This window comes from Dehalococcoidia bacterium (assembly GCA_025054935.1).
Taxonomy (GTDB): domain Bacteria; phylum Chloroflexota; class Dehalococcoidia; order SpSt-223; family SpSt-223; genus JANWZD01.
This window is the reverse complement of the sequence record JANWZD010000019.1, coordinates 23,724-40,087: the sequence shown is the minus strand read 5'-3', so window position 1 is coordinate 40,087 and position 16,364 is coordinate 23,724. Positions and strand designations below refer to the sequence as shown.

Annotated in this window: 12 protein-coding genes; 9 read left to right on the top strand and 3 right to left on the bottom strand. The window is 67.2% G+C overall.

Annotation, left to right across the window (positions count from 1 at the left end; genetic code table 11):
- Positions 1-1,174 precede the first annotated feature (1,174 nt).
- The 4 genes from NZ773_15485 (at position 1,175) to NZ773_15470 (ending at position 6,047) form a co-directional block, all read left to right on the top strand.
- Positions 1,175-1,555, top strand: coding sequence for a septum formation initiator family protein (locus NZ773_15485; protein MCS6803329.1), 381 nt, complete (start codon positions 1,175-1,177; stop codon positions 1,553-1,555).
- A gap of 1,109 nt (positions 1,556-2,664) precedes the next feature.
- Positions 2,665-3,651 (top strand): ParB/RepB/Spo0J family partition protein, encoded by a 987-nt coding sequence (locus NZ773_15480; protein ID MCS6803328.1) that lies wholly within the window; start codon positions 2,665-2,667, stop codon positions 3,649-3,651.
- Between the two features lie 410 nt (positions 3,652-4,061).
- Positions 4,062-4,286 (top strand): preprotein translocase subunit SecG, encoded by a 225-nt coding sequence (secG, locus tag NZ773_15475; protein MCS6803327.1) that lies wholly within the window; start codon positions 4,062-4,064, stop codon positions 4,284-4,286.
- Positions 4,287-4,388: 102 nt separating this feature from the next.
- Positions 4,389-6,047 (top strand): ABC transporter substrate-binding protein, encoded by a 1,659-nt coding sequence (locus NZ773_15470; GenBank protein MCS6803326.1) that lies wholly within the window; start codon positions 4,389-4,391, stop codon positions 6,045-6,047.
- A gap of 487 nt (positions 6,048-6,534) precedes the next feature.
- On the opposite strand, the gene NZ773_15465 is transcribed toward NZ773_15470, so the two are convergent.
- Positions 6,535-7,167: an excisionase family DNA-binding protein gene (locus tag NZ773_15465; protein ID MCS6803325.1), complete on the bottom strand. Its 633-nt coding sequence runs from the start codon at positions 7,165-7,167 to the stop codon at positions 6,535-6,537.
- Between the two features lie 78 nt (positions 7,168-7,245).
- Here NZ773_15465 and NZ773_15460 point away from each other — a divergent pair, with 78 nt between their 5' ends.
- The 5 genes from NZ773_15460 to amrB all read left to right on the top strand — a co-directional run bounded on the left by NZ773_15460 (position 7,246) and on the right by amrB (position 12,913).
- Positions 7,246-8,490 carry a molybdopterin molybdotransferase MoeA gene (locus NZ773_15460; GenBank protein ID MCS6803324.1) on the top strand — a complete coding sequence of 415 codons (1,245 nt, stop codon included), beginning with the start codon at positions 7,246-7,248 and terminating at the stop codon, positions 8,488-8,490.
- A 724-nt stretch (positions 8,491-9,214) separates the two neighbouring features.
- A complete protein-coding gene (locus NZ773_15455) occupies positions 9,215-9,937 on the top strand; it encodes a PspA/IM30 family protein (protein MCS6803323.1) in 723 nt (240 codons plus the stop codon).
- Positions 9,938-9,987: 50 nt separating this feature from the next.
- Positions 9,988-10,947 (top strand): LLM class flavin-dependent oxidoreductase, encoded by a 960-nt coding sequence (locus NZ773_15450; protein MCS6803322.1) that lies wholly within the window; start codon positions 9,988-9,990, stop codon positions 10,945-10,947.
- On the top strand, positions 10,947-11,720 hold the full coding sequence (locus NZ773_15445; protein ID MCS6803321.1) for an enoyl-CoA hydratase-related protein: 774 nt from the start codon (positions 10,947-10,949) through the stop codon (positions 11,718-11,720). Before NZ773_15450 ends, NZ773_15445 begins: the two co-directional genes overlap by 1 nt.
- Positions 11,717-12,913 (top strand): AmmeMemoRadiSam system protein B, encoded by a 1,197-nt coding sequence (gene amrB / locus NZ773_15440; GenBank protein MCS6803320.1) that lies wholly within the window; start codon positions 11,717-11,719, stop codon positions 12,911-12,913. Before NZ773_15445 ends, amrB begins: the two co-directional genes overlap by 4 nt.
- A gap of 7 nt (positions 12,914-12,920) precedes the next feature.
- Here amrB and NZ773_15435 read toward each other — a convergent pair whose 3' ends face one another.
- Positions 12,921-13,961, bottom strand: a complete 1,041-nt coding sequence (locus NZ773_15435) for a zinc-binding dehydrogenase (protein ID MCS6803319.1) — start codon at positions 13,959-13,961, stop codon at positions 12,921-12,923.
- A 3-nt stretch (positions 13,962-13,964) separates the two neighbouring features.
- Positions 13,965-16,352, bottom strand: coding sequence for a glycosyltransferase family 39 protein (locus NZ773_15430; protein ID MCS6803318.1), 2,388 nt, complete (start codon positions 16,350-16,352; stop codon positions 13,965-13,967).
- Between the last annotated feature and the right edge of the window lie 12 nt (positions 16,353-16,364).

The following is a 16,364-nucleotide window of genomic DNA, read 5'->3' as shown; positions in this document are numbered from 1 at the left end:
CGGCGAGATAAGAGGCACCGCTCATTCTGGCCTGCAATTGTGGCCTTGCTGAGCGGGCGGTTCGCGCGCGCTCGGAGTTCGCTCCTGCACGATCGTCCCCGCCATCGGCCCACGCAGGCCGATGGGTCCTCTGAAATCCGGTCCCGCAACTCGCTCCGAGCGTCATCGTTGCGAGTGAGCTGCTGCGGCAGGCGGGAGGCGGAGGAGAAAGGTCGAGAGCGGTGCATACCCTCGCCGCGCTCCTCTTCACGGCTCTCGTCAGAACAGCGCCCTGCTCGGAGGAGCGAGGGCAGTCCGAGTGCCTTCTCATGGCGAAGCGACGTTGCGCCTGCAAGGCAGCCCCCGACGCTTGTTCTGCGCCGTCACTGCGCGCCGGGATGATTCCGGGCGGCGATGACTGTGCTGTTGGCAGTCCTCAGCGCTCGTTCTGCGCTGTCATTGCGAGGCCGCGAAGCGGCCGCGGCAATCCCGAATAACGGCTAGTTGCGCTCGCGCTGTGGAGAGCCCCGGGATCGGGAAGCGTGCTGCGTGGCACTCCCGAACGGCTGCGTCGTTGCGCTCACGCAGCCCCGAAACGAGCAGCACATGAGCGGCGGCACTGCCAGAGTGGCAAACCAGAAGCCGCGATGAGCGCAACGACAGCGCGCTCCTCTCTCAGCGTGCAGGCAGCGAGGGGAGCTAGCAGACAGTATCGTCCGGTGAAAGCGGTTATGCCGCGGGAATACGGTTACGGTGCCTCGTCATGCGCCGTTTGTCCTTGCCGTCGACCTAGCGGGAGCCGGTCCGTCGTCCTCACTGCTTGCGTCATGGACGCCGCTCGCGCAAACAACGGCGTGCCTCGCAGGGTGTCGTTGGCGCGTTCCCTCTGCGGGATTTCGCAGTGACCATCCGTCACGAGCGCGAGGCCGGAGGCAGCGCCGTGGCCATTCCTGCTGGGCGACGGGTCGAACAAGGGAGCGGCGTCCGCTCGTTCTCCCGGAGTGAAGGCGCTGCTGCGTTCGAAGGGGCGTCGTCGAGAGTGCGCAAGCGATCGGCGGAGCGAGCGCTCCACGCCGGGAGGGCGCGCTGCTCGCTCGACGCGAGGACGCGCTCTTCTGCGAGCGCGGTAAGAAGCGCGCTACGCGAAGGAGACAAACCGCTTTCGTAAGCAAGCAACCATGCGTAGAATGCAGGCATGCGGACGCTTCCCCTCACGGCAACCCAGGTGGTGCTGATCTTGACGCTCCCGCTGGTCACGTACTTTGGCTACGGGGCGGCACGCAAGGCGATGGAGATCCACGAACTGCGCGGTCGAGCTGAGCGGCTGCGCCTTGAGATTGAGCAGCTCCAAGCCCGTCATCTCGAGTTAACCCGGCAGCGCGAATATTTGAAGACAGAGCAGTTTGTCGAGCGAGTGGCGCGCGAAGAGCTCGGCTTTATCAAGCCGACTGAAATCCCGATTGTGGTGGTGGTCAAGCCCGACGCAGCGGCGACGTCGCGTCAAGCTGCCCCGCTCCCTCTCGACCAGCGGAGCAACCCTCAACGCTGGTGGGACGCCTTTTTCGCGAGCCGCTGAAGCGCTGTCGCTGCTGTCGCGCGGTGACAAGGCGCGCTTCAGTCGCTTCTGGTCTTGCGTTGGTGCGAGCGCAGGCACCGCGCCGGTTTGGCTGTTCCTGAGTCGCTGCCCTGCCGTTCTCTGCGGCAGCGACGGCAATCCGCTCGAAACCGCAGGGGTGCCTTTCAGGGCGGCGCGTTTCGGGGCAGCTAGGAAGCGCATCTTCCGTCGCGCGCCGGCGTGTCGGTTGCGCCGAGGTCTCGCACTGGTCCCTTTTGCGGTCGCGCCGCATGCGCCGAGCTATCAGGCAGGTGTCTGGTCGGGGTTGCCGCTGCGGCCTGCGGCCGCCTCGCAACGACAGTCTTGCTAGGCGGGATCGTTTTGTCTGGGGAAAAGAGCAAAGAGGCTGCTTACGTTGGCTTGTAACGATGGCCTTGCTGAGCAGGGCCGGTTTGTCCCGCAGCGGCGTGAAGAGTGCGCTTGCACTGGCCTGCAACCGTGGTCGTGCTGAGCGGCGGTTCATCTGGGGGAAAAGGGAGGCCGCTTGCGCCAGCCTGCAGCCGGTGCCCTGCTGCGCGGGCCGGTTTGTCGGGGGAGGGGGCGGAAAGCGCTGCTCGGGCTGGCTTGCGAGGGCAGCCTTGCTGAGCCCGAAGTCTGCAGTTGCAATCGTCTCGTTGAGGATCTGCGCGCAATAAGGCGCCGTCATTGCGAGGCCGGAGCGCAGCGACGGCCGCGGCAATCCCGCTTGAATGCTCACGGGTAGGGGGGCGAGGACGCTGCTCGCGTTGCCGAGGAGCTAGTGCAGCAAGGGGTCGAGTGGGCACGGGCGGGGAGAGTATCGGAATGGCTGGGCGCGGCGGCCGCAATCTCGATCGCGGGGCGCAAGAGAGTAGAGCGCCGCAGGTCTCTGCTTGTCAGCGCTGAAGAGGCTGGCTCGGGCAAGCGCGCAATAGGGAAAAATCTTCGTCACAAGAGCGACGCGGCGGTCGATTGGCGGCGATCTCGACGGCGGCGCCGCGTCTCGAGAGATGGATCATCGCGTCATGACGGGCATATCTAGGAGAAAGTTGGCAGTCATCCACTAGATATGGTATCTTAGGCAGCAAGGCGGACAGTGTGAGGAGCGAGCGATGAACGTGCCGCGAGAGATCGTCTATCTCGACCCGCACCTCCTTGTCCCGGACCCGAACGTCCGCCGGCAGGAGGGTGACCTGCGGGGGCTCGCCGCTACCATCCGCGAGTTCGGCGTGCTGGAGCCGCTTGGCGTTCGGAAGGTGGGAGACGGCTATCGGCTCGTCTATGGCAATCGTCGCCGCGCCGCTGCCATTCTCGCCGGGCTGAAAGAAGTGCCCTGCATCATCCTCGAGGAACGGGCTGAGGAGGAGTATCTCATTCATCAGCTCGTCGAGAATATGCAGCGGCGGCAGCTCAGCGATATGGAGCAGGCGGAAGGCCTCGCGCTGATCCGCCGGCGCATGGCGCAGCGCGATCCTCGGTTGAGCGAGAGCGAACTGGATGAGCGGGTCGGTCGGCTGGTTGGTCTCTCGGCCCGCTCAGTGCAGCGCTACTTGCAGCTGCGCGAGCTTCCCGCCGAGGTGCGCGACCTCCTCCAAGACGAGGAGCTCTCCGTCAGTCAGGCGCAGCACTTGCGGCTTCTCTCGCAGCCGCAGCGTCAGATCGAACTCGCGCGCGTCGCTGTTCAGTATGACCTCTCTGCTGCTGCTGTCCGCGACGCAGCCGAGCAGATGGCGCGCCGGCGCACCCTTAGCGCGCTCGAGGCGATCTCCCTTGCCGGTCGCGTCCTGCCCCTGCCTCCAGTCGACGAAGAGCTGCCCGCTGACGAGGATGAGGGCGAGAAGAGCGTGACCCCGCTGCCGAACGACACGGTCGGGGAAGGCGTTCCGCTTCAGGGGCGGCCGCGCTTCATTCGCGGGCTGGGCACCTTCGACGACGAGATCGAGCGCTTGCTGCACGCAGTCCACCAAGGAATGCTCGACCGCGCAATCCGCCGCAGCCCAAAGGCTCTTGAGAGAACGATCGACCGGGTACGGGCGCTCATGCTGGCGCTCGAGCAGCGGGCTGCGCTGCTGCGAGAGCATAGCCAAGGCGCAGCGTAGGCAGGCGGCCGCCCCAAGCGTCCCGATCATCGCGTCGCTGCCGCGGCGCGTCTGCTCATCGGCGCGGGGTGGCGGAATAGTCGGTCGGGGCCCTGCACTGCGTGCCCCCTGCGAGTGCTGGTGCTCCGGTTCTGGCGGCGCGACCCGCTCACTTCGCCGCCTCCACGGCCGTTTGCCCCGTTGTCAGCGTACTTGCTGCTGCCTCGCCATGCTGGCCTCCCTCGATAAGAGCGGTTCCTAGATGGGGTGGGAGGTTGGGTAGACTGGGGGCATGAACGCCTATCCCTGTCATGCTCTAGGCTGCGCGTTCATCGCCGGCTCGCTGCCCGCGCCGACCCGGATTTGAAGGGCTGCCGGGACGATGCTATTATCCGCAAAATGGAACGCCCGTCCGGAACTGCGAGGATGGCATGACCCCGTACCTTCAAGCTGGTCAGATCGTCGCCGCGATCGCCTTGATCGTGGTGATCATGCTCCAATCCAAGAGCATGACCTTTTCCGGCACGTTCAGCAATGACTCCTCAATCTATCGCACGCGCCGCGGGCTCGATCGTACGCTCTTTCAACTGACGATCGTCCTCGCGATTGTTTTTCTCCTCTTCTCGATGCTGAGCGTGCGGTTCATCGAACTGTAGCCCTTCGTCGCGCATGACGCCCGGGCGAAGACCTTTCTCGCGCCATAAGAGCGGCTGCCCGAACCGAGGGAAAAGCGACCGCCGCGCCCGGCGAGGAATACGATGAACCCCGTGCTGCGGGCGCTGCGCGTTCCTCTTCTTATTGCGCTGATCGGCTGCGTCGTTGTTACCGGCTCCGTCGCGGCGCTTGCCGTCATTCTCAGCACGGAAACAGAGCCAGACCGCGGCGGCACGTTTGTCGAAGGCGTTGTTGGCAGCCCCCTTACCATCAATCCCATCCTTGCGGGCTTCAACGATGTCGACCGCGACCTTGCCTCGCTCCTCTTCACCGGTCTCGTCCGCCTGAATGAGCGCGGCGAACCAGTCCCCGAACTGGCTGCCAAGTGGGAGATTGCGCCTGACGGCAAGACGGTCGTCGTCCAGATGCGCCGCGATGCGCATTGGCATGACGGCACGCCGGTTGGGGCGCGCGATGTCGTGTTCACCATTCGGGCGATCCAGGATCCGAAGTTCCAAGGTCCGCCGGATCTGGCCGAGACGTGGAAGAACATTACGGTCGAGCAGGTCGATGATTACACCGTCCGCTTCCGACTGCGTGAGGCGTTTGCGCCGTTCATCACCAATCTCCAGGTCGGCCTGCTGCCATTTCATCTCTTGAAGGACGTGCCAGCCGAAGCGTTGCCAGACCATCCTTTCCGTGCCAATCCAATCGGGACTGGACCGTGGAGAGTGCGCGACATCAGCAACGAGGCGATTACGCTCGACGCGCATCTTGGCTATTACGGCCAGAAGCCGTATCTGCGCACCTTCCGGATGCGGTTCTACCCGAACCGGCAGGCACTCTTGAACGCGCTGCGATTGCGCGAAGTGCAGGGCGCCGCCGGCGTGACCGATGTCGACCTCGTTCGCCTTGGTAAGAGCAAGGACTACCGCGTCTACACGGCGCCGCGCGCGAACTTCACCATCCTCTTTCTCAATAACCGCTCGCCGTTCTTCCGCGAAAAGGCCGTGCGTCAAGCGATTGGCTACGCGCTCAATCGCCAGCGGATCGTTGAAATCGCGGCTGAGGGGATGGGGATCGTCGCAGACACGCCGGTTCCTCCGGGGACGTGGGCTGCCGATACAACGCTCCAGAAGCTCCAGCACGATCCCGACCGCGCTCGGCGGCTCCTCAGCGAAGCGGGCTGGGTGCCCGGCGCTGATGGCATCCGCGAGAGGAATGGGGAGCGGTTCCGTTTCGCTCTCCTCACTAACGACGACCCAGCGCGCATCCGCGCTGCCGAAGAGATCGCTCGTCAGCTCCGGCAAGTTGGTATCCGCGCCGACGTGTCGGCGAGTGGCTACAGCGGCCTGATAGAGCGCTTCCTTTCGCCGCGCCAGTTCGATGCCGTGCTGTTTGGCCTCGACCCCGGAGGCGACCCCGATGGCTACAGCAACTGGCACAGTTCGCAGGCGCGGCCGGGCGGCTTCAACTTCGTCTCCTATAGCAATCGTCGCGTTGATGAGCTGCTCGAGAGGGCGCGCAGCAGCTCGGACCTGCTCGAACGCACCAAAGCGTATGCCGAGTTCCAAGCGATCTTCGCCGAGGATGTGCCGAGCATTCTGCTCTACTATCCGCTTTCCTCTTATGTGGTCGACCGCGAAGTGAATGGCGTGACGCTGCGCCTCCTCTTCGAACCCTCCGACCGCTTCCGCTCGCTGCCAAACTGGTATGTCAAGACAAAGCGCAGCATCCAAATCGGGCTGCTGAAGCGAAGCTAGCTCGGCGCTCCCGCTTCGGCCGTAACGGCCGCGGCTGGGAGCCCGCCGTCGACCGTCCTCACTGGCGCGAGGTGAAGGGGAGGGAGGGTACGGTTCGCCCTCGTGGTGGCGGCTGGGAGCTTCGCTGTTGCCCGATAGTAAGGAGGAGCTAACCGCGTACGCTGGTTACTCGGCAACGAAATCGCGACTATCTTCCTGTCATTGCATTGCGAGGCCGGAGTGCAGCGACAGCCGCGGCACTCCCGATCGCAGCGGCGCGCCCGCGGCCGGCAGTCGGCGGGGCGTCTCAGTATCGCGAGGGCGGGCGCGCCATCCCCTTTGGGAGAGTGCTCTCGGCTCGGGAGGAGTGCGTGGCCGGATGAACAGGCGCCGCATAGCGAAGCAGAAGAGCGAGTGACGAAGCGCTCTTGAGGCACAATGAGCGGCAAGACAAGCGAGGGCCGAGCAGGCCGAACGTGGCGGGGCGTCAAGGTGAAGCACCCCGCCCTCACTCAATTGTCCGTACCTCGATCGACTCGAGCCCGTGAATGCCTCGCCCGCCAAGGCCATCTGAGGGCACAACCAGCTGAATCGGGCCCTCCTCTCCAAGCGGAGCACCATCGCGCTCCCAAGCGACGAGCGCCGGCACGCGACCATATTCCGGCGCGATCTCCGCAAGGCTGAGCACAGCGGCGCGCCCATCGCGACCGCGAGCGATGACAATGCTGCGCACCACATCGCTGCATCCCCTGCTTCCTTTGCCGGGAAGCGGCGCTTCGGTCACGAGGCCATGATGAACAAGCAGCGTATGAAGCAGCACGCCGCGATAGCGGTGACGCTGAAGGCCGACCCGCGCGCCGTGCATCGCCTCGAGGGTCGTTGTGGGGAGGGCGAGGAGATCGCCGGGAGCAGCAAGCGCTCGGACGACCCCCGCGCCGCGAAGCACGAATTCCGCGGCGATCGGCGCGTGAGCGCCGAGCCGGCCCGCCTCGCGGAACTTGGCGAGCGCGCTCGCTTCGATCCGATATTGCCCCCCGACCCGAATTGCCGGCAGCTCCCCGCGGTGGATCAGCGCGTAGACAGTGAAGCGCGAGATGTTCAGCGCCCGCGCCACTTCTGACGGTCGCAAGGTGGCTGGCATCGGCTCTCCGCGGCTGGACCAGAACGCTTCTCTGCAATGATACTCTGAGCACAGACTGCGAGTGCAGGAGACGCGATCATGCCCACGGAAATCTCGCCGTATCCGATGGTGCCGGTCGACGAGGCGCTCCGCGTCATCCTCCGCCACGCCGCGCCGCTCCCTGCCGAGCGGGTGGCGCGGCAGCAGGCGCTGGGGCGGGTCCTCGCCGAGCCGGTGCGTGCCGCCGAAGACCAGCCGCCCTTCATCGCCTCGACCGTGGATGGATTTGCTGTCCGGGCGGAGGACGGCGTCGCGCCGCGCCGGCTCCGCGGCGAGGTGCGTGCTGGGACGAGCGCCGCACCGATCGGCCCGGGAGAATGTGTCCGGATCATGACCGGCGCTCCGCTTCCCGCCGGCGCCGACGCGGTCGTGATGTTTGAGTGGGCCGAGCTGCGTGATGGGGTCGTCATTCCGGAAGTGCTGCCGAAACCCGGCGACAACCTGCGGCCGATCGGCTCGGACATGCGCGCCGGCGAGGAAGCGATCCCCGCCGGCGCGCGCCTTGGCCCCGTTGAGATCGGGCTGCTCGCCGCGCTCGGCATCCGCGACGTTGTGGTCCATCGCCGTCCGCGCGTCGCTATTCTCACCACCGGAGATGAGATCGTCGACGCCGATGCCACGCCGACCGGCCCGGCGATCCGCGACAGCAACGCTCCGGCAGCGCTCGCGGCACTTGCAGAGTGGGGCTTCGAAGGCGAGTTTCTCGGGATCGCTCGCGATGTTGCTGAAGAGCAGGAGGCGCTGATCCGGCGCGGTATCGAGCGTGCCGATGTGGTCGTCACAAGCGGCGGCGTTTCCGTGGGGACGCACGATCTGATCAAGCCGATCTTCGCCAAGCTTGGCCAGCTGCACTTCGGCCGGATCGCCTTCAAGCCGGGCAAGCCGCTCACCTTCGCGACAGCCGGCCGGACGCTGCTCTTCGGCTTGCCCGGCAACCCGGTGTCCGCTTATGTCTGCCTCGCGCTGTTTGTCCGCCCGGCGCTGCGGCGGCTCGCGGGCGAGGAGGAGGTGCTGCCGGCGCTCGTGGAGGCGGTGGCGGGCGAGCCGCTTCGCCCCGCGCCCGACCGTCCCGATTATCAGCGTGCTGTTGCCCGCTGGGAGGGCGGTCGGCTGGTCGTTCGCACCACGGGCCCTCAGGGCTCCTCGCGGCTGCGCTCGTTGGTTGGCGCGAACGCGCTCGTCATCGTCCCTGCCGGCACGACACCGCTGCCAGCCGGAACGCTGGTCGATGCTATTCTCCTCGGCCCGGTCAGCGGCGACCGGCTGCTCGGCGCGGAGGCGTAGACCGGCGCTGGATGGCCGCACCGCAGGCGTGGCCCCGCCCTCGCCAGAGCAACCACCGAAGACCGCCATGGTCGAGTTCCCCGGCAACGACGTGGAACGCGTCTCCGCTGTCATCGCCAGCCCGTCGCGCCGCAACGGTGCTCATCGCGCCGGCACTAGCAGCGAGCGCCCTGACGCCGCCTCGCCCGGCCGCGCCCTCGGCCGATGCTGACCGCTTTCCAAGCTGTCCGGCGAGGACCCGTCCAGCCGAGACGGCGCCCTTGCCGGACGTGCACAATGTGCTGCCAACCGGCGACTGTCCTTCCCCGAAGCCGTCATAGCAGGCAGGCGCTCTGTCAAGAAGCCGTCATTGCGAGCCCGGAGCGGCGGGCGCGGCAATCCCGTCGTCAGCCCTCCATCCGCCTCTTCTGCCGGCTGGTGTCGCTCGTGCCAGAGCGTATCGGCCTCGCGGCCGAGGAGAAGGACCGCCTTGTCGGCTGGTCGGCGGCATCTCGAGCTGCGACGATCGATGCTTGTTGCGCCGGCGCGGCGACGCCGGGACATCGGCGAGCGGCGCGGCAGGGTTTTCGCTAGCGGGACGATGAGTTCGGCTCCGGCAAGGCAGCGTACGGGGGACCGGCTGCTTCGGAGCGTCGCGACAGGATCGCCTACAATGGTCGGGAACCGGGAGCGACACTGCGGCGTTGGCTCCTAGCGGACCTATCTTGCCGCCGAGGAGGATTGCGTGGCGAGCATCTTCGACCGCCTTTCCACGCTTATTCGGGCGAACCTCAATGCCTTGCTCGACCAAGCCGAAGACCCCGAGAAAGTGCTCGACCAGATCATTCGCGATATGCAGGGCGCGATCAACGACGCACGCAGCCAAGTGGCCGAGATGATCGCGCGCGAGCGGATGCTCCGCGCCGACGTCGAAGATCATCGGAAGCTTGTCGCCGAATGGGAGCGGAAGGCGGAGCTCGCTCTCTCCCGCAATATGGAAGAGCTCGCCCGCGAGGCTGTCCGGCGCAAGCTCGACTACCAGAAGAACCTCGACCTCGCGCTCACGCAGTGGCAGACCCAGAACGCGGTTGTCGAGCGGCTAAAGGCCGATCTCCAAGCGCTGCAGAGCAAGTATGAGAACGCGGTTCGCCAGCGCGACGCCCTGATCGCGCGGCATAAGGCCGCCCAAGCGCGGGAGCAAGTGACGCGCACCTTGCGTCAATTCTCGGCCATCGACCCAAGCAGCGAACTCGCCCGGATGGAAGAACGTATCCGGCTTGCTGAAGCGCGCGCGGCTGCCAACATGGAGCTCCAGCAGATCGACTACCACGACCAGTTCGCTGCGCTTGAGGGGGATAGCGAACTCGAGGAGGAGATGGCGCGACTGCGCGCTCGCGTCCTCGGCACCACCGGGCAGCCCGCGGCGCAGCTCGACGCGCCGAAACCGCAGGGAGAGACACCGGCCTAGCGTTTCAGCACGGCCATTCTGGGCTGGCTGGCGGGAGGCAAGGGAGGAGCGTGACCGCACCGCAGTCCTCGGCGATCAAGCTTGGCGTCGGTCTCGCCGCCGTGCCTGACCGGCGGCCCGATCGTTTCTGGCAGTGGGTCGATCTCTGCGAGCGCGAGGGGATCGACTCGATCTGGATCTCGGACCGCGTGATGGGGCCTCAGCCCAGCCTGGAGCCGATCACTACCTTCGCCGCGATCGCCGGCCGAACGCGCCGAATGAAATTTGGGCCGAGCGTTCTTGTCCTCCCGCTTCGCCAGCCCGTTCTCCTCGCGAAAGAGGTCGCGACGATCGATTTTCTCTCCTGCGGCCGGATGCTGCTCGCGGTCGGCGTCGGCACGGACGATGAGCGGGAATGGCAGGCTTGCGGCGTCCCGAAGCACGAGCGCGGGGGCCGCGCCGATGAAGCGATCGTCCTGATGCGCCGGCTCTGGACCGAAGAACGCGTCACGTTCCATGGCCGCTATTTTCAGGTGGAGGAGATTGCGCTGCAGCCTAAGCCGGTCCAGCAGCCGGTGCCGATCTGGATCGGCGGACAGACTGAGGCGGCGCTCCGGCGTGCCGGCACGCTCGGCGACGGCTGGCTGCCCTCGTTTGTCACCCCTGAGGAGTTCGCCGAGGGAGTGGCGGCAATCCATCGCTATGAGCGCGAGGCACAGCGCGCGATCGAGCGCGACCACTTCGGCACGCTGCTCTTCTACCATGTCGCGAGCAGGCGTGAGGAGGCTATTGAACGAGCCGCGGCCCACCTTCTGCGGCCGGCGCGCCTTCGCGGCGCCTCGCTTGATCAGCCGTACTATGCGCTCGGCACCGTCGCCGACGTTCGCAACGCCGTTGAACAGTACATCGCAGTGGGCGCGACCAAATTCGTGATGCGTCCGGTCGGCCCGGTCGAGCAGATCGCCGAGCAGCTCGAAGCGCTCGGCCGCGATATCATCCCGTATTTCACGCCACCTGCCGCGAGGACCTGATGGATCACGTTCTGTACGAGCGCCAAGGCCCCGTTGCGATCGCTACGCTCAACCGGCCGGAGAAGCGCAACGCCTTGGCGCTCCAAACCTATGCTGAATTGAGCCTGATCGTGCGTGACGTTGAGAGTACCTCGGCGCTTCGCGTTCTCATCATCACGGGCGCGGGCAACGCCTTCTCGGCCGGTGCCGATGTCGACGAGGTGCTCGACCTGGACGAGACGGTCGAAGCTGCTGTCGGCCGCTTCACTCAGTCGCACGCCTTCATCGCGCTGCTCCGCTCGCTTTCGAAGCCGGTGATTGCCGCCATTAACGGCGATGCCGCCGGCGCGGGCTGCTCAGTCGCCCTTGCTGCCGATATCCGGCTGATGGCGGAAACGGCGCGCATCGGGCTCACTTTCGCCCGCGTCGGGCTCGGTCCGGATATGGGCGCCAGCTACTTCCTGCCGCGCCTCGTCGGTCTCGCGAAGGCGTACGAACTGGCGTTTACCGGCGACCTCATTTCGGCGGCTGACGCCGAGCGGATCGGCCTCGTCAACCGCGTCCTGCCGCCCGACCGGCTGCTTCCAGAAGCGCTGGCGCTGGCGCAGCGGATCGCGCGCGGCCCGGCGCTCGCGCTTGCGGTCGCCAAGCGCGCGCTCGAACGCGGTCTCTTGCTCGATCTCGGTGATGTGCTGCAAGATGAAATTGTCAGTCAAAGCTTGCTGCTGAATAGCCGCGACGGCCGCGAGGGACTGCGGGCGTTTCGCGAGAAGCGACAGCCGGATTTCGCATGAAGCCACGTCTTCGTTCGCTCGATGCGCGCTGGGTCCGCCACGAGGGCGAGCCGATGCTGCTGCTCCAAGATCGGCAGGGGTTTTTGCCGGGGCCGATCCTCGCGCCGCCAGCGGTCGCGCTCCTCCTCTCGCTCTGCGACGGCACGCGCGACATTCCCACCCTCGCGGCAGCGCTTCAGCTGCGGACCGGCGAGGCGGTCCGCGTCGACGACGTCCAGCAGATTGTCGACGAACTGGACGAAGCGCTCGTGTTCGAATCGGAGCGGTTCTTCGCCGCGCAGGCGGCGCAGCTTGCTGAGTACCGAGCGCAGCCGCACCGCCTGCCCTACCATGCCGGTCTTGTCTACCCGGAGCGGGTGGATGACCTCCTTGACCAAATCGCCGGGTGGTGTCCGCCGACCAGGCCGGCTGATGACGGGGTCCGCGCTGTCATCAGCCCGCACATCGACTACGCCCGCGGTGGACCGGTCTACGGTGAGACCTGGCAGGCGGCGGCTGCGGCGGCGCGCGCTGCCGACACGATTGTCATCTTCGGCACCGATCATGTCGGCAGCCCCGGCCGGCTCACCCTCACCCGCCACGGCTACCGGACGCCCTTTGGGCTTCTCCCGCCCGACTCGCCGACGATCGCCGCCGCTGCCCGCGCCATCGGCGAGGAGGAGGCGTTCGCCGAAGAACTGCATCACCGCACCGAGCATTCGATCGAGCTGGCGGCGGTCTGGCTGCACTGGGCGCTCGAAGGAAAGCCGACGCCGATTGTACCGATCCTATGCGGCTCGTTCTACCCCTACACCGCGGGTGAGCGCGACCCTGCGCACGACCGAACATTCGCCGCCCTGCTCGATGCGCTGCACACGGCGCTCGCTGGCAAGCGGGTGCTTGTCGTCGCGGCAGCAGATCTCGCCCACGTCGGGCCGGCGTTCGGCGACCCGCCGTTCCGCGCTCGGGAGCAGGAACGGCTGCGGGAGCAGGATGAACGGACCCTCGCGGCGCTCTGCGCGGGAGATTTCGAGCAGTTCTTCGGCGACCTGCGCGCCGAGCGCGACGCGCGCAAGTACTGCGGTTTGCCGCCGATCTACCTAACCTTGCGCTACCTCGCCGAGAGCCGAGGCGAAGTGCTGCGTTACGAGCAGTGCCCGGCCGACAACGAGAAAACGTCGTGGGTCACCATCGCCGGGGTGCTGCTGCGCTGAGCAGGGGTTAGACTGTCACGACGATCTTGCCGAACAGGTCGCGCCGCTCCATCTTGCGCAGCCCTGCCGGCAGCGCCTCGAACGGCACAACCGAGTCGATCACTGGGACGAGCGCGCCCCGCGCGACGAGGTCGAGGACATGCCGCAGTTCGGGGCGTGTCCACGTTGCCGAGCCGAAGATGCGCCACTCCTTGGCGATGGCCGCGATCAGGTCGAGAGGCGCGACTTTGCCTGACATGTAGCCCCCGAGGATCAGCCGCCCCCGCGGGCGCAGCGTCCGCAGCGCCGGCGGGATCGTCGCCGCGCCCGGGACGTCGTAGACGAGGTCGACGCCGCGCCCGTCGGTGATCTCGAGCACATGCTGTGTGAAATCCGGCGTGGCGCGGTGGTCGATGGCATGCTCGATGCCGAGCTCGCGCAGCCGCGCTACTTTCTCAGGCGAGCCCGCCGTGCCGATCAGCCGCGCTCCCGCCAGCCGCGCCACCTGCACGCCGGCGACGCCGATCCCGCTCGAGGCGCCGGTAATCAGCACCCACTCGCCGGCGCGGAGCTCCCCATGGCGGATCAGCATGTGCCATGCCGTTGCTGCCGCGGTCGAAAGCGCGGCTGCGGTCTCAAAGGAGACCGGGTCTGCCAACGGGATGGCGAACTGGGCCGGAACGCGGGCGACCTCCTGATAGGCGCCGTCGACGGTGCGGCCGAACTGACGGCGCTGGAGGCAGGTGTTCTCCCAGCCGTCGAGGCATTGGTCGCAGACGCCGCAGCTCCACCAGTAGTGGACCGCCACCCGGTCGCCTACGGCGCGGTCGGTGACGCGCTCGCCCACCGCGATCACCTCGCCCGCCGCCTCAATGCCGGGGGACATGGGGAGCGTCCGCCCGTGGTGATAGCCTTCCCACTCGCCGTTGATCAGCTGCAGTTCGGAGCTGTTCAGCCCGATCGCGCGGATGCGGACAAGGACGTCGTCTGGGCCGCAGGCGGGCTCGGGAACGTCCTCGAGGCGCAGGCGGTCGATCGACCCGACCGCGTGCAGGCGCCACGCACGCATGGGCTACCTCCGTTCGATAATGGTAGGCCGCAGAAGGACGCGGTCGGGGTCGATCCGCTCCCGCTCGTAGGGAAGGCCGAGCCGCGCCAGCAGTTGGACGGCCCGGTCGAGCGGCGACCAGACGACTGGCCGCAGCGGCAGGCGCTCGCCGGTCGCGCGGTCGTACAGCCCGACCGCGATCCGGTAGCGACCGGCGGGCGCGTTCGGATCGATCGGGATGTCGTAGCGGTCTTTGATCACCTCGCCGGCGCGCCACTCGGTTGTCGGGTAAGCGCCGAAGACGGGCTGACTGTCGCGCTGACCGTAGAGCGTCGTCGGCTCGCTCTCAGGGAGCAAGTGAGTAAAGACGGTCAAGTCGCGATCGCCGTCCCGCAGCGCTTTCCAGTAGAGCGTGACGCCGAGCGTTTCGCCTGCCGCTGCCACCGGCTTGTCGATGTCGTAGCCGAGGAGCGCGATCGCGTCGCCGAAGACAGCCGGCGTCGTGTGACGGAAGACGAGCCGCGCCTGATCCTCCGGCCGTCCCCGCGCGACGGTGACGAGGCCGAGGACGTGCTGGTCAGCGGCTGAGCCGCCTGCAACTGGCTCGGGAACGATCGTCTCCCGGCGATAGACCTGGAGCGCGAAGGAGTAGATCCCGGGCGGGGTGGCGGGGTCGAGGGCGAGGCGATGGAAGACTGTGAAGCGATCGCCCGGCTCCCAGTCGCGCGGGGGGACGGGAGAGAGGTCATGCGCTGCCCAGACGCTTGACCACGGTCCGACGAGTTTGAGCGAGAAGGAGAGGTCGTGCGGCGCGCTGCCCGCTTGGACCAGCCAGTCGACCGGCACCGTAATCGTCTCGCCGGCACGAACAGTCTCGGGTACTGCCGCTCCGGTCAGGAGAAGATGGCGGCCGAATGTCGGGCCGTTCTGCTCTGAGCGCGCAGGAAGACGGGCGGCGTCGTAGGCGGTCAGCCCGCGCTGGCCGCCCGGTCCCGGCACGTCTACCACCGGCGTGAGCGCATCCAGTCCTGGCGGCCGGGCAAAGGCGGGAAAGTAGACGAGCCCGCCGCTTGCGGGGATAAGCAGTGCCTGCTGGCCGTCGAACCAGCGCGCCGGCACGTCGCGTCCGGCGATCACGTTCAGGTCGAGTGGGTCGAGGTCATACGGATACTCCCCTGCGATCGTTGGCAGCTCACGGAATTGGAGCCGCCGCGCCAGCGTCGCGTAGTCGGCACGGAAAAAGGCGCGCTGCTCGGGCGCGCTGGCCCAGCGGACGAAGAAGTCGTGAGCGGTGAGCGCGCCGAACAGGGCGAAGCCCGCAACTGCGGCGGGCATGGCGAGCCGCGCCGGGAAGCGGTCCGCAAGCCAGTCGAGGGCAAGTGCCGGCAGCATGAAGATGACCGGCTGCGCGCCGATGGTGCGCAGGAAGTGCGGGCTCTCGCCGGAGATACAGCCGGGCAGCAGCATGACGACGAGCCAGCAGAGCAGCAGGAGCGAGGGAAAAGCGCGCGGGCCGCGGCTGAGCGCGCGGCCGGCGGTGAGGGCCAGCCCGCTGAGGAAGAGCGCGCCGGAGAGGGGGTCGAACACTGGCCGGCCGGACAGGTTGTACTTCCACGACTCATCGCCGCGGACGACGAACATGCCGAGCGTGTTCAGCGTATCGCGCAGCAGCGGCCGGAAGTCGCCCTCAAGAAGGATGGGGCGGAGGTCGTTCACTTGAGCGGAGCGAAGGGCAAAGGCGTCGGGATGCTGCCAGAAGTACCGCCCGAGGGGCGAGAAGACGAGCGCGGCGATCGCAGCGAGAACAACCAGCCCGCCGACCGAGATCGAGGGCTCCTTGGCGCGTCGGCCGCACCACCACGCTGCGGCGGCCCAAGCGGCGAGCAGCAGAGGCAGAAAGCGGCTGGAGAGATAGGTGTACATTGTTGCGCCAGCGAATGCCCCGGCAAGCGCGTAGCGCCCGAGCCCGCCGTAGGCGACAGCCCGCCAGAAGGCGAGGGCGGCGAGGGAGAGAAAGAGCGGCAGCGTGACGGCGCGGAACGCAGTGTGGGAGACATGGACCGGCCAGTATGCGAGGGCGACAAAGGCGGCGGCGAGCAGCGCGGCGCGGCGGCCGAAGAGGTCGGCGGTGAGCCGATACACGACGGCGACGGTGAGCAGCCCAAACGCCGCCGAGACGATCCGCGCAGGCCAGACGCCGATGCCGAACATGGCGAACGAGCCGGCGAGCGCATAGATGTAAAGCGGCTCGCGGCCGTTGCTGCGCTCGAAGAAAACCTGAAGCTCGCCGGCGAGCACGTTGCGGGCGTCGAGGACATAGGCGGCTTCATCGTGCTGAAAGCCGGCGGGCAGCTCGCCAATCTGCGCGAAACGCAGCGCCGCAGCGGCAAGCAGAATGACAAGCAGCAGCATCCGACCCTGATT

What these genes read in the sequence shown, in the direction of transcription:
- NZ773_15485 (MCS6803329.1), top strand. Translation starts at nt 1,175, where the DNA reads ATGCGGACGCTTCCCCTCACGGCAACCCAGGTGGTGCTGATCTTGACG.
- NZ773_15480 (MCS6803328.1), top strand. Translation starts at nt 2,665, where the DNA reads ATGAACGTGCCGCGAGAGATCGTCTATCTCGACCCGCACCTCCTTGTC.
- secG (MCS6803327.1), top strand. Translation starts at nt 4,062, where the DNA reads ATGACCCCGTACCTTCAAGCTGGTCAGATCGTCGCCGCGATCGCCTTG.
- NZ773_15470 (MCS6803326.1), top strand. Translation starts at nt 4,389, where the DNA reads ATGAACCCCGTGCTGCGGGCGCTGCGCGTTCCTCTTCTTATTGCGCTG.
- NZ773_15465 (MCS6803325.1), bottom strand. Translation starts at nt 7,167, where the DNA reads ATGCCAGCCACCTTGCGACCGTCAGAAGTGGCGCGGGCGCTGAACATC.
- NZ773_15460 (MCS6803324.1), top strand. Translation starts at nt 7,246, where the DNA reads ATGCCCACGGAAATCTCGCCGTATCCGATGGTGCCGGTCGACGAGGCG.
- NZ773_15445 (MCS6803321.1), top strand. Translation starts at nt 10,947, where the DNA reads ATGGATCACGTTCTGTACGAGCGCCAAGGCCCCGTTGCGATCGCTACG.
- amrB (MCS6803320.1), top strand. Translation starts at nt 11,717, where the DNA reads ATGAAGCCACGTCTTCGTTCGCTCGATGCGCGCTGGGTCCGCCACGAG.
- NZ773_15435 (MCS6803319.1), bottom strand. Translation starts at nt 13,961, where the DNA reads ATGCGTGCGTGGCGCCTGCACGCGGTCGGGTCGATCGACCGCCTGCGC.
- NZ773_15430 (MCS6803318.1), bottom strand. Translation starts at nt 16,352, where the DNA reads ATGCTGCTGCTTGTCATTCTGCTTGCCGCTGCGGCGCTGCGTTTCGCG.